The 15,506-nt window shown below is 45.2% G+C and carries 11 protein-coding genes, 1 tRNA gene and 1 pseudogene; 1 reads left to right on the forward strand and 12 read right to left on the reverse strand.

Features of this window, described 5'->3' with window-relative positions:
• Window positions 1-139 precede the first annotated feature (139 nt).
• The 12 genes and pseudogenes from TH606_RS12145 to tsaB all read right to left on the reverse strand — a co-directional run.
• Window positions 140-398 (reverse strand): annotated as a pseudogene (locus tag TH606_RS12145) (transposase); the annotation flags it as partial.
• A 73-nt stretch (window positions 399-471) separates the two neighbouring features.
• Window positions 472-897 (reverse strand): hypothetical protein, encoded by a 426-nt coding sequence (locus tag TH606_RS02185; RefSeq protein ID WP_068541066.1) that lies wholly within the window; start codon window positions 895-897, stop codon window positions 472-474.
• A gap of 58 nt (window positions 898-955) precedes the next feature.
• Window positions 956-2,152, reverse strand: a complete 1,197-nt coding sequence (locus TH606_RS02190; protein ID WP_068541067.1) for an AlbA family DNA-binding domain-containing protein — start codon at window positions 2,150-2,152, stop codon at window positions 956-958.
• A gap of 4 nt (window positions 2,153-2,156) precedes the next feature.
• On the reverse strand, window positions 2,157-5,150 hold the full coding sequence (locus tag TH606_RS02195) for an Eco57I restriction-modification methylase domain-containing protein (protein ID WP_197460489.1): 2,994 nt from the start codon (window positions 5,148-5,150) through the stop codon (window positions 2,157-2,159).
• A gap of 1,492 nt (window positions 5,151-6,642) precedes the next feature.
• Window positions 6,643-6,813: a hypothetical protein gene (locus TH606_RS11640; protein ID WP_197460490.1), complete on the reverse strand. Its 171-nt coding sequence runs from the start codon at window positions 6,811-6,813 to the stop codon at window positions 6,643-6,645.
• A 134-nt stretch (window positions 6,814-6,947) separates the two neighbouring features.
• Window positions 6,948-7,043 carry a DUF2283 domain-containing protein gene (locus tag TH606_RS12065; protein ID WP_408033333.1) on the reverse strand — a complete coding sequence of 32 codons (96 nt, stop codon included), beginning with the start codon at window positions 7,041-7,043 and terminating at the stop codon, window positions 6,948-6,950.
• 80 nt (window positions 7,044-7,123) lie between these two features.
• Window positions 7,124-10,213, reverse strand: a complete 3,090-nt coding sequence (gene drmD / locus TH606_RS02205) for a DISARM system SNF2-like helicase DrmD (protein ID WP_197460491.1) — start codon at window positions 10,211-10,213, stop codon at window positions 7,124-7,126.
• Between the two features lie 1,278 nt (window positions 10,214-11,491).
• A tRNA-Leu gene (locus tag TH606_RS02215) sits at window positions 11,492-11,579 on the reverse strand.
• 89 nt (window positions 11,580-11,668) lie between these two features.
• Window positions 11,669-12,109: an Hsp20/alpha crystallin family protein gene (locus tag TH606_RS02220; RefSeq protein WP_068541071.1), complete on the reverse strand. Its 441-nt coding sequence runs from the start codon at window positions 12,107-12,109 to the stop codon at window positions 11,669-11,671.
• Between the two features lie 69 nt (window positions 12,110-12,178).
• Entirely contained in the window at window positions 12,179-13,003 is an 825-nt protein-coding gene (locus tag TH606_RS02225; RefSeq protein WP_068541072.1) for an ABC transporter permease, read from the reverse strand.
• Window positions 13,004-13,987 (reverse strand): ABC transporter permease, encoded by a 984-nt coding sequence (locus TH606_RS02230; RefSeq protein WP_068541073.1) that lies wholly within the window; start codon window positions 13,985-13,987, stop codon window positions 13,004-13,006.
• Complete coding sequence (tsaB, locus tag TH606_RS02235) at window positions 13,984-14,697, reverse strand: tRNA (adenosine(37)-N6)-threonylcarbamoyltransferase complex dimerization subunit type 1 TsaB (RefSeq protein WP_068541116.1); 714 nt, start codon at window positions 14,695-14,697, stop codon at window positions 13,984-13,986. Before tsaB ends, TH606_RS02230 begins: the two co-directional genes overlap by 4 nt.
• Before the next feature lie 49 nt (window positions 14,698-14,746).
• Here tsaB and TH606_RS02240 point away from each other — a divergent pair, with 49 nt between their 5' ends.
• Window positions 14,747-15,436 carry a Crp/Fnr family transcriptional regulator gene (locus tag TH606_RS02240; protein ID WP_068541074.1) on the forward strand — a complete coding sequence of 230 codons (690 nt, stop codon included), beginning with the start codon at window positions 14,747-14,749 and terminating at the stop codon, window positions 15,434-15,436.
• The last annotated feature ends 70 nt before the right edge of the window (window positions 15,437-15,506 follow it).

Below are 15,506 nucleotides of genomic sequence, written 5' to 3' on the forward strand. Positions count from 1 at the left end.
TGCGGACACAGTTGACGAAACACTATGAAATATTTCGAGATTTCTTACGAAAATGGAGTGATAATTTTAAAACCCCTCCAAATAGAACCAATAAAATCGGATACTATTCGGCAAAAAAATGAAAAAGCTTGGTCTTTCTGAAGATTCTGTAGCTGAGGCTATCAAGCATGAGTTCCATTTCGGGGGTCAGAGTGGCCATATTTGCTGGATGATGAGGATTTTGAACATCATGACGGGGTTATAGGCTTTACGGCCGACTTTAGAGAGATGGAGGGAAAAGAGGATTTGTTCGAAGGGTGCCAGTTAATGAGCTCATTGATGCGAGATATGTCTTCTGGGAGATTTTGGTATATGAGATGTTTGCCGATAGTAAGTTGGCCATTGTTTTTCTTGAACATTAAGCAACCCCTCAAGTTTTGAAGCCGTTTCAATATGGGAAACTAAGCTTTTCAGGAATTCCTACAAAGATCTTTAAATTGTTTTAAGTAGTTGGTCTATAACTAAATCAAGATCTTTAAGTCTAGCATTCAAATTCCTACTACTTATGTTAGGTAATCTTTTCATATTCGTTACTTTTACAGAATGAATTTTATTTCCCCATTCTCGAATTCTATGAGCAGCATTATAACCAGTTTTGGTAATCAATTTTGCCTTATAAGTCTCATCAATTAAAGTTTTAAGATTCGGAATCCGAGATAAGTAAATTTCGTTATCATCTGTAATAGTAATATTGTATTTTTTAAGATCTTTTTCTGACCAATCAAATAATTCCAACAAAAATCTTGCCATAAGTATAGTTTCTAAAGCAGCTCGTGTAGAAACGAGGCCAGCAAAATAAGCTTTTGAGTTAAGACATATTTCTGCCTCATTTCTATATTTTTGTACAAGTTTTAACATCAACTTCCAATTTATGCGCCTTTTCATAGATCTATCGAATATATATAAGCTTAAAAATTTAACCTTTATTGCCTATCCATTCTCCGTTATTGACATAATTCAAAGATCTTGGAAATCCGCAAGCATTCCATATTGAATCAAAACAAGGACGTAATATTTTAGCAGGATCAATATCATAAGTTTCAATGAAAATTTCTGGAACTAATAAATTTTCTCGATCAACAGGATAAATTTCAGTTTCGTCACGAAAATGTGAATAATAAGGATATCTTTTATCAAGATGCATATGATAATCTTTTATCTTTACAAAAGATAAGAATACAAAGAACGATGGTTCCGCTCCTAATATTTTTAGGAGTTTTAAATAATTTGCAAAAGATTCAATCACTACTTTTTCAAAAACTAAACTAGGAATTATTAAATTTCCATTTTTAGGAGCCAAGGTATAAGCATTTACCATTTCAATAATTCCATTTTTAAATAACTGAAGATAAAAATTTGGCATTCCTTCTAGAGACTCTGAATAGCTAAGAATACCATCAAGATTATATCTATCTCGGCTTCCAAAGCCATATCCATTTGATATCTCCTTTTTGAAGCTAAAAAATTTAAAAATATCGTATCTTTTTCCTGGATAAAAGCTATTATAAGGAATTATGTGAAAAACAATTTTAGCTCCATCTGGCAATAATATTGGAGTATCATTTGTCTGGATTTTAGATATTCTTTCCAATCTAAAATTACGAACCTTTTCTGCTATCCTTTCAGATAAAGTAAATGCAATCCGTAATTCTGTTATATCCATACGATATTTTCCTTTTGTGCTACGAGAGTAAAATTTGCAATGATCCTTGAATTTTATCCAATGTGGACCAATATAACTTTTGGGAATACGAATAATTAAAGCGTACTTTGAATTTGAAAGTTTAATAGAGTAAACTTCGACATTAAGAATCCTTGGTTCAATTCCTGTTCTTATTATTTCTTCAAGTCTTAATATTTCTTTATCTATGTCTTCAACATCTATTCCTACCAATTCTTTTGGTATTCCATTTTCTTCTGTTATTCCATAGATAATATCTCCTCCGTTTGCATTCGCAAAAGAAGAAATATCTGCCAGAAATTCCTTCTTTTCAGAATCAGTATTGCCTGGCAGTTTTTGTTTGTATTCCAAAGTTTTTTGTTCAATTACCTCGTTTTTTATTAAGGTTTCTAGATCTTCCTCGGTTATCTCATCAAGTGGTTTTTCTAACATTTTATTACTCCGTTAACACAAACTTATTGTCAATCTTTTTGACTATCTTTATTTGAGCAAGTTCTGTTAGTGCTTTCTTGCATATTGCCAGTGATATTTTGAGTTCTTCAGCTATTTCCTCGGCACTAAAAGCCTCATTAGACTCAACTAAAAAGTCAAAGATTTTTTCTTTGATACGCTCCAGGTTTTCGGAAGAAAGGTAGTCGCTCGTAGGTTCGGCGGCTTTTGGGAGGGAGTATTCCGGGGAAAGTTTTTCTTGAATTTCTTCGTAAGTAACGGTTGGTTTTTCTCGCTTTCTTTCTTGGGCCTCTTTGAGGGAGATCACCTTGGTGATTGGCTTTTCGTCCAGGGGTTTGGGGTGGGGGATCTGGCCGTCGAAACGGTCGTATTGTTCGAGGCAGAGGCGTTTGGTGCGGTACTCGCCGAAACGTTCTTCGTCCTTTCGGCGGACGATGGGGAAGGTGTCCAGGATATAGGCGAATTCGTCACGGGTTAGACCGTAAAAATGGGCGAAAATGGCGTCAAGCTCGGCGCGGATTTGGGCCCGACGCTCTTCGTCCCATTTGAAGGGTGGGAGAGGGCATACATTTTTATTGGGATTGTTAGGTTTTAAAGAATAAATGATTTCCAACCAGTCTGGTGGAGTTGCGTTTTTGTGTCCTCCGGTTTCATGGGCGTTTTCCTCCCATTGCTCGCGTATGGCAGAGCGAAGAGTTTCATCAGCTTCAGCCCAGATGTCGTCGGCAAAGGGCTTCATGTCCCAAGCAGTGTAAGTGAGCTCCAGTATGCGGGGAATGGCAAAAAGTAAGTGGTTAATGCTGTAAAAATCAGGCGGAAAAATTGGAAGTTGTTTTACTACAAAAAAATCTAAATGAATTCCGCTAATTTTTTGTCGGGCTGAGTAATTTACTACTAAAGAGTTAAAATTACTACATTGTTTAGAAATAATGATTGGAATTGTATCAGTAGTAGCAACAAATGGCAAAAAACAAAACCAACATGAGTATAAATCTATAGCTCTAGTTATTCTTCTAAATCCCAAAAACCACAACCTAGGCCATTCAGTAATATTTTTATCAATATTATCTAAACGCACCCAATACCAGGGTGTTATTACAAAATTCGGATTGTGTAATTCTTTAGTAGAAATGGAAGGTAAAGGTCTACTAAACGGTCTTTCAGATAAATCTTTATAATCTCCATGTCTATGGTCAAATTGAGTAATCATCTTAGCTTCATATAGAGGTAAGTAAACATCTTCTTCTGCCTTGACAAAAATGTTGCCTTTGAGCTTGTAGCCTTCAGCCTCAAGCTCCTCCCGCGTACGGAAAAGGTGAGAATCGCTGGATATGTTAAACAGACCTTGTTTAAACCGAATATCCCACGGATTACCGTCTTTCCTGGTCTCGTCCACGAGCACCGGGCAGTGGCGGTAAATCTTGAGGGTGAGATCGGCGTCGCTCCTGCGGCGGAAGATGGGGCAGGTGCGGGTGTTGGGGTTCAAGAGCCGGAAATCCTCCGGGGAGAGGCGGAAGCGGCGGTCTTCCTCACGGAGATGTTCGGGCCTCGTCAGGAAAAAGGTAAGCTCCGCCCTCTCGCCACCTTTTCCAGAAAGTCCAAAGAGGCAAAATTTGTAACTGCGATGAATGTTGAACAAGCCCTCCCTATTCTCAAAGTCATAAAGAAAGGCCAGTTCGCCAGATTCGCTTATACTCTGGAAGAATTCCTTGGTGGTGTTGTCGGTGGCGATGCCGGAGGGGATGATCAGGCCCACGCGCCCGTCCCGCCGGCCCATAAGGGTTCGTGCTCGCTCGGCGAAGACAGCGTAGTAATTTATATGACCTTGGGCTGTTAACGGGTATTGGCTTGAATAACGTAAAAAACTGCTAAAACATTTTGTGTCGTAAAGGGTCTTTTGGTACTCCTCATAAAGGAGCGGATCTTCTTCACGTAAGACTTCAATAAGCTTGGCTCGTTGGGCAGCGGTGCGCGCGGAAACTATGTCTTCACGCCTTCCAGCGAAAAACTGTTTATCTTCTACTTGAATCTTTTCCCACGGAGGGTTGCCGAGTACGGCGTGAAAGCCTGGGGCTTCCGTAAGGAAGACCTCGGGGAACTCAAGCTCCCAGTGGAAGAAGCGATGTTTTTGAGCCACCTTCCGGACGGTGAAAAATATTTCCCAGAATCTTTCTTCAGAAATGAGTTGCGGGGGCTTGGGGAGTAGGGATTGGGCAGTGGGGAGTGGGGAGTTGAGGAAATTTTCCATAAGGGTTTTGAGGTAAGCGCGGTATTCCCGAGTTGTCGGTTTACGGACATCTCTGGGCCAGAACCAAAGGGCGCACCAGGCGTCACCTATGGCCTTGAGAAGCTGATACTCCGGACTTTCCGCAAGATGTCTTAAAAGAGACTCCTTGTTCCGGTAATCATCAGGGGTGGCGGTGGCCCGCCGGTCTATTTCCCGCCGAAGTTCAATGAGTTTTCCAAGAAACTTGCGAAGATCGAAATTGCCCCAAAAATCTTGCTGGCCGTGGGCTAAATCTTCGAGTTGTTTCCTGTTAAGTTTCTTTAAATCGGCTTCCTCCTTCGTAAAGACTTCCTGAGGGACAAATTCAAGCTGGTGCAGTCGGAGAGACTTCCGCCTACCAATGGAGACATCCACTTCTTTAAAGAACCAGGCGCCAATCAGGCTGTTGCCACACCGCAGGTGCGCATTGAGAAAGGTGAAAGGCTTGTTGCGGGCGAGGCTTTCTATCCAGAGGGAAAGCTTGGCCAGCTCCACGGCCTCCGGGTTCACATCCACACCGTAAAGGCAACGCTCCACCACCAGGCGCCTGGCCTGGATGAGCATTTCGTCTCTCTCCTGAGCCAGGGGTTCCTCTTCGGCAAGGCCTTTGGCCGGCGTGGCAAAGGGAAGCACTAAAGTAGCCTCGGGAAACTCCTCGCGCCGCCTCTCCCAGGCGGAGACCAGGGCTTCGGCCAGTTCCTCCGCCGCGGCCACAAGAAAGGCCCCGGAGCCCATGGCCGGATCCAGGATCTTGAGGCTCAAGATGTCCTCTGGGGTCAAGGGGGCCGAGGGTGCGCCTTACGACCTCTGTGGTCAGCATTTTGGGAGTGTAATAGGTGCCGGTGCGTTTGCGAAGCCCAGAGGGGATAAGGCATCTTTGGCCCTCTTCGTTTTCCCTTACGGCATAACCCAGAAGGCCCTCGTACATGTGGCCGATGTGCTCGATCTGAAGAGTGCGGTAGCTTACACGCTGGGCTATCTTTTGCCGGCCAACTCTCGCCTCGGTGTTGGTCAAGGCCTTGAGGATTTCGTAGACCACTTCGTTTGAGAGCCTCAGGCGCGCTCCGTCAAGAAGGGAAAAGCGTTCGGGATTGAAAAGGTCGCCGCCGTAAGGCCGAAGATTTAAATCGGGATGAGGACAGCCACGGTAAATCAGGCGAAAGAGGGCCTGAAGCCGAGGCCAGGCGTCGTAGCCCTCGCGAAAGGCCTCAGGGTGTTCTCTTTTTTCCTCTTCCAGGCGAAAAAGGAGCCTGCCGAGACTGTAGGACTCTTCATAAAGAGGCATTCCGTGGGGGAGAAGCTCGCGCTCTTCGGCAAAGAGAATGAAGACCAGGCGCATCATGAGGGCTAAGCCCGCGGCATGAAGTTCCTGCGGGGAAACCGGGCCGTCTATCTCCGCGCGCTCCACAAATATTTGAAGGGCTCGAAGGGCCTGTTCTCCCAAAGTCTCGGTAAGTTCGGCCTGGCGCTTTTCGCTCTCACGGCAAAGCTCAACGAGAAGACGTTTCTTCTCGCCGATAAAACGCTCGAGCCTGAGAAAGGTGTAGAAGGCGTCGAGAACCAGCTTGTCTCCTCGCAGGGCCTCCGCCGAAAAGGTAATCCAGGAGGAGGGAAGCCCCATGGGGGCGTAAAGCAGACGGAAGTGAAGGCCGTTTGTGACCAGGCCTAATGGGCAGTCAAGGCCGCGCAGAAGCCTTTCAAGCTTTACCGTAGGGGAGGCCCGCCATGTATGCCGGCGCCTCTCGTTCCGGTCAAGGGGATGGGCAAAATCAGTTTTATAGACTAGAAAAAGAGGGCTTCCATTGGATAGAATCGCCCCGTAGGGCTTTAAGGTTTCCCGATGCTCTTCAAGGTAAAGGGTGCAGGACTCGGGGACGTCCCTTCCAGTAACCCAGTAAGGGGCACGGTAGCCCAGAAGATCGCCGAAAATAAAATTGAGCCAGTGGCGCAAGATCGGGACGGCTTCTTCGGGAGTATCTTCCAGGCTTCTTATACGCTCCCATTCCCGGAGGTAACGCCGAAAAAGCGGATCGGGGACTTTTTCCGGACCTTTGGAAAAGTGCTGTTTAAGCACAGGCTCGCTTAAAAGCAGGCCGTGGAGATCCACCTGCGAGAGCCAGAGCCGATGATCCCTCGCTTCCTCCACTGATTTTTTCTTCTTACCTCCGCGCCCCATTCACTCTCGGTTAAACTTTACAATAATTTCTTATTTCTCAAGCTCTTCTTCAAATTCTTTTATAAAAACCTTTTTGGAAAGTTGTTTAAATTCGGGAAATTCTTTTACGAAAAGCTTAAACAACTCTTTTGCGCAGTAAACACATCCTCCATCAGCCTGCTTTAAAATATTTAAGACTCTTTCTGCTTCTTCTTTGGTCATTTTCCCTCCAAGTTGAGGTGGACCTTCCCTTTAGAGCAAAACAACGGAGAGAAAGATATTTTAAAAAAATCCGTCTGTTCTGAAGCGTGCTCCAAGGTTAAAGCCACAATTTTTCCATCTTTATCGACATCAACTTATAGATTTTCAGAAACTTCGATAGTTTCAGTTGCTTCTCGATTAGAAAACTCAATTAGTATTGTATCTGTGTCTTCAAAATATTTAACTTTCATGATTGCCTCTAATCCGACCGTTTTCGATCGGGTCTGCTAGTATACAATATACTCAAAATAAGCTGTGCTTTTAAAAGCTTTTATTTTTCCTGAGCTGTTTCGACCAAGGATTCCGGCAAGACAAAACACACACCCACCGGAAATATTTTTACCGTTTTAAGTTCATAGCGCGTTCTGATTCTTTCAGGCTCTCTTGAAAGATCCTCCTCCAGAGTCTTTCGCCGCGCCTCAAGATACTTTATATCCTCGCGCAGGGTCTCATCTATACGCCGAAGCTCTTCAAGAGAAAAAAGAAGCCTTTGCGGACTTTCTTTTTCTTTACGAAGTTTTTCCAGGGTGGCTTCTATTTCCTTTAGGCGGTCGCGAATGACGTTTCTTATTTCTCGGGTTTCAACGGTGGTCTTTTCCTTAAGAAGCTTCCGAAGCTCCTGGAATTTTTTCTTCTCCAGGGCCTCGATTTTTTCTTCGATTAAATCGTGGCTCTTGCGGAAAGAGGAGCGAATTTTTTGGGCCAATTCCCTAGGGATGGGGCGATGCTCTCCGGTAAAGAGAAATCCGAAATCTCTATCCTCGGTCAAATACACCAAAGGTTCACCGGGATTAAAAGAAAAACGAAGAGAAAAAAGTTCCTCATGAAGTTTCAGCCCCTGCACACTTGAGGCCAGGAGTTTCAGAAAGATTACCGCCTGGGGTTCCCTCAAATAAAGATCAGACATAACAACAAAGGAGGCGCGGTGAAGTTTCTCCCCGGTAAAACCCAGGGAATAAAAGGCTTTCTTGAAGACTGAAAAAGCCTTCTGCATGAGGGGATGATTCAGGTGAAGGAGCACCACATCCCGGCAGTCCCGGGCAAGCTCTGGTTTGAAGACCAGTGTAAGAAGCCGCCCTTCGGCATCCCTGATGGTTGAAAGTAGATCTTTTCCCCAGGAAGGTGGAAGACTTTCCAAAAGATATCCTTCCTCAAAACCTTCCCGTTTTTTAAGACCGGGATGCCTCGAAAGTTTAAGGGCCTGGTCGAGAACAAGGCACAAGGTCTCGGGATAAATTTTCTTCTCGTGGCGAATGGTTTCTATTTTCGCCTTGATTTTTCGGATACGTTCCAGGTCGAAAAGTCTTTCTCGAATTTCGTCTTCGAGTTTTCTCCGGGGGGCGAGTCGCTCTATTTCCTGAGGGCTCACCTTCCGGCCAAGCATTCTTTCGTGGAGTTTTTCCTCAAGCACTGCGGCTACAGAACCCAGATCCTCCCGCATCTTTTCCACTTTGTGCACAATGGTGTTCAGAAATTCTGAATCTTTGTGGTCTTGATAGACGAAGTGAAAGATCTTTACTTCTTCGGCTTTCTGGCCGTGACGGTCAATGCGGCCATTTCTTTGCTCAAGACGGTTGGGGTTCCAGGGAATCTCGTAATGCAGGAGATGGTGGCAATGGTTCTGAAGGTTTATACCCTCGGCAGCGGCATCAGTGGCCACCAGGATACGCACAGGATGTTCGGAGGGCGGAGCCTGAAAGGCCTCTTTGATTTTTTCGCGCTCGGAAAGATTCATCCCTCCGTAAAGCGCAAGCACCTTCTCTTCTCCATAGCGGACGGAAAGCTTTTCGTAAAGGTAATCAAGAGTGTCCTTGTATTCGGTGAAGATGATAAGTCGTTTTTGGGCGATCAGATTATCGGCGAGAGAAAATAGAGTTTCCAATTTGGTGTCGGGAAGTTCAGGGGAAGACACTAAATCCCACATGCGGGTAAGAAGCTCCCCTTCTTCTGAAGATATTTCTCCAAGAAGAAGGCTCCCTTCTTTTAAGGCTTCCAGCTCTAAGGCCTGTTTCTCAAGGTCGTCGGCCGAGTCTTCGGCAAGCCTTTCGGCAAGCCGTTCAAAAACCATAGCCTTGGAAGAAGTTTCTTCGGTCATTGAGATTGTAGGCCTGGTTACATGTTCCAAATGAACTTCAAGGGAATTTCGGAAGGCCGCGTAACTTGAGAGCAGGCGCTTTTTGAGAATGGTTAGGGCGAAACGTAAGGCGTTTCTTTGAACTTTGTCTTTAAGCGGTCTAGCAAGTCTCTTCTCAATATAAGCTTCGAGGTAGTCAAAGAGTTCTCTTTCTTTAGGAGAAAGGGCCACTTCCAAGGCCTTGATGGTCCTCTTCGGGAAAGTTCGGTTGGAAACCTCAGGGGTGAGGTCTCTTTTAAGTCGCCGCACCATTACGAGTTTCGCCTGACGGGGGTCCACTTTGGGGCCACGTGTGAAACGCAGGGGATCAAGCAACTCCAGAAGGGCGGTGAAGGACTCAGTATAGCCGTTGTGAGGAGTGGCGGTCAGGAAAAGGCGGTGTTCAAAATGAGGGGTTATCTGGCGGAGGAGCTTCGTGCGATCAGAATCCTGAACATAGTCCTTGCGGCCTGAAGGGGCACAATTATGGGCCTCGTCCACGATAAGAAGATCCCACTTTGAGATACCAGGCTTTCCACCGTTTTTGTTTTCGGTGGTGCTCAGGAACTGCTGGAGATAAGGTTCTCGTTTTAAAAAGTCCATGGAGGTGATAAGCCGCGTGAAGGATTCCCAAGGGTTCACATGAAGCCCGTATTCCCTCTGGAGCCTTAGAATTTCATCACGGTCTATAATCTTGAAGACCAAATTGAATTTAGTAAGCATTTCGTCCTGCCACTGCCTCTGAAGCGAGGCCGGGCAAAGAATCAGGATCTTACGCACACGGCCGCGAGCGAGAAGTTCCTGGAGGATAAGGCCGGCCTCTACCGTTTTCCCGAGCCCCACATCATCCGCAAGAAGGAGAGAGACCCGGGGCATGGCCAGCGCCCTTGCCACCGGCTCAAGCTGATAGGGTTCAATCTCTATAGCCCCACGGAAGGGCGCGGTAAACGAGTCATTGGCGAATACCGAAGCCTCGGTCCACTTGAGAGAAAGAAGAAGCGAGGCCAATCTTTCCGGAGGGTCCCAGTCCGAAAGGTCGGGAAAACTTATCACGTCTTCGACCTGGGGAGAGACTTCAAGCTCCCAGATAAGTTCGAGAGTAGTGCCTAGGCGATGGTCTTCAAGGGATTCCAGGCTGACCTTATGATAAATGTTTTCAGGGCCTGGGTAGGATTGAACATCCTGCACCAGAAAAGTCTGCTTCCTAACCATCACTATCTGTCCAGGTTCGGGGACGACCAGAGGCATAAAAGACATTATAAATGATTTTGTCGAAAATGGGATTCGGATTTTGCCTAAAATGCACCATTTTTACGCCTTTGTATAACTATTTCCTCTAATTCAAGAACTTCTTTACATAATTTACCTCTATTCCCTAACTTGTCCTTATGTTGAGGCAATTGAGAGCCGCGATGAGAACTACATCTTGAGTAAGGATGGCAGGGAGGCGCTACGTGTCTAGATAATGCCCCCAAATTTTTTGCACAACTTAAGCTGCAATCGCCATCACTTCTGACAGCCTTTCAAAGATCCATGCTCACTATAATAATTGATTGTTTGGTCTTCTACTTCTGATTCCCCTTACACATATTACCAATTTACTACTTTATCGCTTGACATCTGTGACCCGCTTATGGCAGGGAAATATGAAGCCTTTCGGATGGGAAGATATGGCTTTTTTCAATGATATTAAGGAATGGGCCTAAAAGGCCCTAGTGTTAAGAGGAAAGGTCCAAACCGAAGAGGTCACCAAACATGCTTTAGTTTTGCTATTTCTTTAAATCTTTGGCTATAACGTCTTCGATCCTACGGAAGTAGAGCCAAAAGGTTGTATTGGTCCAGCACTTTTGACACTCTGGACCTTTTTCAATAAGCCATTTTACTAGCGGCTTCATTTCTAAACTATGATGTGCTAATACCGTATTATATTCTACTAACCATTCTCCCAGCTTCTCGTAAATCTTCATGAAAATCTACAAATTCTCCTGTATCGTCCTATTAAACCTCTCATTACATCAGGGCTTAAGTAGCTCGTAAACACGGGCTTTTCCCAGGTTGGAATATTTCTTCCTCAAATAGCGGATTTGCTCAATGATTTTTTTGGGCCACTGCATTTGTGGTTTCTTTTAGGAATCGTTTTTTGAGGTTGAAGAACAGCAGGATTACCGCCAGCAGCTCCCAAAATAAACCTGAGTTGGCCATTTTATGCCGTAACCTAATGTTTGTATATAGCACCTCCTTTGACGTGCCAAAAGTTCTTGAACTTTTACAAAGAAATTGATTAATAGACTTAACATTGTTCTTATGTTAAGCCCTATACTTTTTTGGAATTTTTTGTTAGGAGAGGATTCTTGGTGGTGATTCTTCTAGGTTGGAGCAGCTTAATGTCAGAAAGGTTACTTCTTAAAAATTGCCTGCAAAAATTGCCTGAGAATTGCCTGCAAAATGCAGGCAATTTGGGCATGAAATTCCATGAAATTCCACGAGTGGCTTTTTCGGGAAAGCCTTCATACTGCTGGGAAACCCTGGTGCGGGAGGGGGGACTTGAACCCCCACGGGGAATAGCCCCACCGGATCCTAAGTCCGGAGCGTCTACCAATTCCGCCACTCCCGCGGCTACTTCAAATTGTCAAGAAAATAGGCTTTCGTCAAGAGGGTAAATAAAAAGGCCCGCTTTTTAGCGGGCCCAGGCGGGAGATTTGCCTATTTTTCCACTTTGACGGGAATTTGTTTGCCTTTAGCTTCCGCTTTTTTGGGTAAAACTATTTTTAGAACACCATTTTTGTACGTAGCTTCAACTTTTTCCGTATCTACATCAGCAGGTAGCTGAATGCTCCTTACAAAACTTCCGTAACTGCGTTCAATGCGGTAGAAGTTTTCTCCTTTTTCTTCGCGTTCCTGTTTTTTTTCACCCCGAATGGTGAGCATATTCCCGGAAACAGTTATCTCAAGTTCATTCGGGTCAATTCCTGGAACATCAGCCCTTACGATTACAGCATCCTGTGTTTCCGAAACATCAAGGGCTGGCACCCACTCAGCCTCAAAAGCTTCAGGTAAAGTTTCTTTTCCAAAGAACTCTGTCCAGAGTCTATCCATCTCACGCTTGAGCTCACGAAGTGGTCTAAAGGGTACGAGCTCAGGCATTGTTATCACCTCCTTATCGTTTTTCTACCGAAAAGATAAGTTCGTTAAAACTGGAGTCAATTGTCTTGATTAGCGTTTTTGGCGGCGGGGGTCGGTAATTTCCTGGATAGCTTCACCGAGTAGATTAAAGGCCAGCACAGTTATTAAAATGGCCATTCCTGGAAAAACTGAAAGCCACCAGGCAATGTCAAGGGTTTCTTTGCCTTCTGTTAACATATTGCCCCAGGAAGGCATAGGAGGCTGAACCCCAAGCCCCAGAAAAGAAAGAGCAGATTCTACCAGAATGGCACTACCCACTCCTAGGGTGGCAGATACCAAAATAGGCGGAAGAGTATTTGGCAAAATGTGAAGAAAGATTATCCGCCAACTGCTGGCCCCTAAGGCCTTTTCTGCCAGGACAAACTCTCTTTCTTTGAGGCTTAAAAATTCAGCCCGCACAAGCCTTGCTACCCCCATCCAGCTGGTAAGCCCTATAACTATCATGATGTTAATTATAGAAGGTTCAAGGTAGGCTATAACAGCCAGAATGAGAAAAATAGAGGGAAAGCAAAGCATTATATCTATGAAGCGAGAGATAAGATTATCAACCACACCGCCGTAGTAGCCGGCCAGAGCCCCAAGCACTACTCCTATGGCCAGAGAAATACCTACAGCGATGACTCCCACTTCTAGAGAAACACGAGCTCCGTAAATAAGGCGGGATAACACATCACGCCCTAAGAGGTCTGTTCCGCAGGGATGAGCAAAACTTGGAGGGCTTAACACGGCTTCTACGTTAACGGCTAGAGGGTCATAAGGAGCAATATAAGGAGCAAATACTGCCACTACTACCAGTAGCAATACTATCGCTCCGCCAGCAAGGCCCAATGGATGACGCAGAAGCTCTCTAAGCATTTAAGTTTTCCCCAGCCTGATTCTAGGGTCAGCCAGGGCGTAACATATGTCAGCCAGCAGATTGCCAAGCAGGGTAAGCACCGAAACTATCACTAAACTTCCCATGATTACAGGATAGTCTCTGGCCATAACCGCCTGCCACATAAGCTGCCCAACTCCTGGAATACTAAAGATGGATTCAAAAATTACACTTCCCCCCACCAGCCCTGGCACTGAAAGACCAAGCAAAGTAATTACGGGAAGAAGCGCGTTTCTCAGGGCGTGTTTGTATATGACTACTCTTTCAGGTAGGCCTTTGGCCCTGGCGGTAACGATAAAATCCTGGCGTAAAACTTCTATCATAGATGAGCGCATAAAGCGAGAGAGGCCAGCCAGGCCTCCAAAGGCTGATACCAGTACAGGTAAAACCAGATGTCTGGCCCAATCAAGGATTTTTTCAAAAGTGCTCATGCTTTCATAGCCCATAAGAGAATGAACGCCAGAGATGGGCAAAATTGGCCACTTGATGCCAAAAAGCCACATGAGAAGGAGGGCCAGCCAGAAGCCAGGCATGGCGTAGCCTATGAAGACAAAAACCGTGGTAGCCCTATCAAAGAGGCTTCCCTCTTTAACAGCAGAGGCCACTCCCAGGGGTAGGGCCACGGCAAAAATTATAATCATGGAAAGAATGTTTATAAGAATGGTGACCGGAAGGCGTTCTTTTATTTTATCCCAAACCGGACGGCGGTCAGGGGCAAAAGAGCGGCCAAGGTCAAGGGTTATAAGCCCTTTTACCCAGCGCAAATATTGTACGTAAAGTGGTTTATCCAGGCCGTACTGAGCACGCAATCTTTCGCGCATCTCGGGAGTGAATTTGGGGTTAAAGTCAGCCATGGGGCTTATAGGTTCTCCTGGGGCAAGCCTTATTACCAGGAATGAAATGATAGTGATTCCCCAGAAAGTCACTACAAGGGTTAGCAAACGACGGAAAAGCCAGCGTATCATGGTTTTGAGGCTCCTGGTTTTGCTTTTTTGAGCTCAGCCTCTGAGGGCCGCAAATAAATGGGTAATAATCTGAAGGGATTATCCACCTTACCGTTCAAGTAGCGCCTTCTGGCTAAAAAAGCCACATTGGCCGGCCTTATGTGACGCAAGTTAGGAGGAGCCATTAAAAATTTGTTCTCCAGTGTTTCTTTAAAGAGAGAAAAATAAGTTTTAGCGCCATCGCCGACAAAATAAGCTGGTTCTTTTATACGGCTAGCAAGCTTTTCTGGCGAAAGCAGGGCAGGGGGCATAATCTCTTCAAGGTGTCCATCTTTTGGTTTATATATAGCCGCATAGACCTGGCTCCTACGGGCGTCAAGAGCGGCGCAAACTGGTTTTTCGGAAAAAACTAAGGAATAAGCCAGGGCTTTAAGGGTAGAAATGCCAATTAGAGGTAACCCGCTTGCTAGGTGAAGCCCCTTAGCCGTAGCAAGCCCTATACGCAGACCAGTAAAACTTCCTGGCCCAAGGCCAATACCAATAGCGGCTATATCTTTTAAACCAAGCTTTAGTTGTTTTAAAAGGTAATCAATGGCAAGCATTAGGCGACGGGAGTGTGTTTCCTGGCTTGAGAGAGTTATTTCTCCGAGTAATTCTTCTCCCACTACAGCCACACCGCCACAGGGGCTTGCGGTTTCTATGCCTAAAACTAAAGAACTTTCACTTTTCATGGCCATCATATTCTGGTTATGATAGGCGGAGAAAGGAGTTTTGCAAGCCATGGAAGACAAAAAAGAGTTTCTGGCTCAAACCATTCTTTTTAAAGGTCTTTCTGACAAACATTTAGAATCCATCAGCAAGATTGCCTATCCTAAAAAAATGCGCAAAGGGGAACTGATTTTTCAAGAAGGAGACGAGTCCCACGGATTTTACATTGTGTATGCCGGGCGGGTTAAAATTTACAAAGAATCTCCCAGCGGCAAAGAGCAGATTATTCATCTTTTTGGTCCTGGAGAGCCTTTTGGGGAGGTACCAGTCTTTTCTGGCTTTGATTTTCCAGCTAACGCCCTGGCTCTTACAGATGGCGAGCTTCTCTATTTTCCCAGGAAAGAGTTTGTAGGGTTGATTAAAGATGATCCTTCCCTGGCTTTAAATATACTTGGTGTTTTGTCGCAAAGATTACGCCAGCTGGTAAACATGGTAGAAGCTCTGGCCTTAAAAGAAGTTTCAGAAAGACTTGCTTCATATTTGCTTTACCTAGGGGAGCAAGCAGGGGGAGATATTTTTGACCTGGGTATGAACAAAACCCAGTTAGCCAGTTTTCTCGGCACTTCGCCAGAAACCCTTTCGCGCATGTTTGGCAGATTGCAGAAACTTGGCCTTATAGAAACTCAAGGAAGACAGGTAAAAATTCTTGATAGGGAAGGACTTTCTGAAGTTGCCGCTGGCATTAAACCCTTTAGCTTGTAGATTGCTTCCCCTGTCCCTGAGACTACTTTGCTCGCAGTGACGAAAAGAGGGTCTTGCGAGGCCGCGTTGG

The sequence above is a fragment of the Thermodesulfatator autotrophicus genome (assembly GCF_001642325.1).
Classification (GTDB): Bacteria; Desulfobacterota; Thermodesulfobacteria; order Thermodesulfobacteriales; family Thermodesulfatatoraceae; genus Thermodesulfatator; species Thermodesulfatator autotrophicus.

Bases quoted from the DNA above. Each gene is read 5' to 3' on its own strand.
- TH606_RS02185 (WP_068541066.1), bottom strand. From the start codon at position 897: ATGTTAAAACTTGTACAAAAATATAGAAATGAGGCAGAAATATGTCTT.
- TH606_RS02190 (WP_068541067.1), bottom strand. From the start codon at position 2,152: ATGTTAGAAAAACCACTTGATGAGATAACCGAGGAAGATCTAGAAACC.
- TH606_RS11640 (WP_197460490.1), bottom strand. From the start codon at position 6,813: ATGACCAAAGAAGAAGCAGAAAGAGTCTTAAATATTTTAAAGCAGGCT.
- TH606_RS12065 (WP_408033333.1), bottom strand. From the start codon at position 7,043: ATGAAAGTTAAATATTTTGAAGACACAGATACAATACTAATTGAGTTT.
- drmD (WP_197460491.1), bottom strand. From the start codon at position 10,213: ATGCCTCTGGTCGTCCCCGAACCTGGACAGATAGTGATGGTTAGGAAG.
- TH606_RS02220 (WP_068541071.1), bottom strand. From the start codon at position 12,109: ATGCCTGAGCTCGTACCCTTTAGACCACTTCGTGAGCTCAAGCGTGAG.
- TH606_RS02225 (WP_068541072.1), bottom strand. From the start codon at position 13,003: ATGCTTAGAGAGCTTCTGCGTCATCCATTGGGCCTTGCTGGCGGAGCG.
- TH606_RS02230 (WP_068541073.1), bottom strand. From the start codon at position 13,987: ATGATACGCTGGCTTTTCCGTCGTTTGCTAACCCTTGTAGTGACTTTC.
- tsaB (WP_068541116.1), bottom strand. From the start codon at position 14,697: ATGAAAAGTGAAAGTTCTTTAGTTTTAGGCATAGAAACCGCAAGCCCC.
- TH606_RS02240 (WP_068541074.1), top strand. From the start codon at position 14,747: ATGGAAGACAAAAAAGAGTTTCTGGCTCAAACCATTCTTTTTAAAGGT.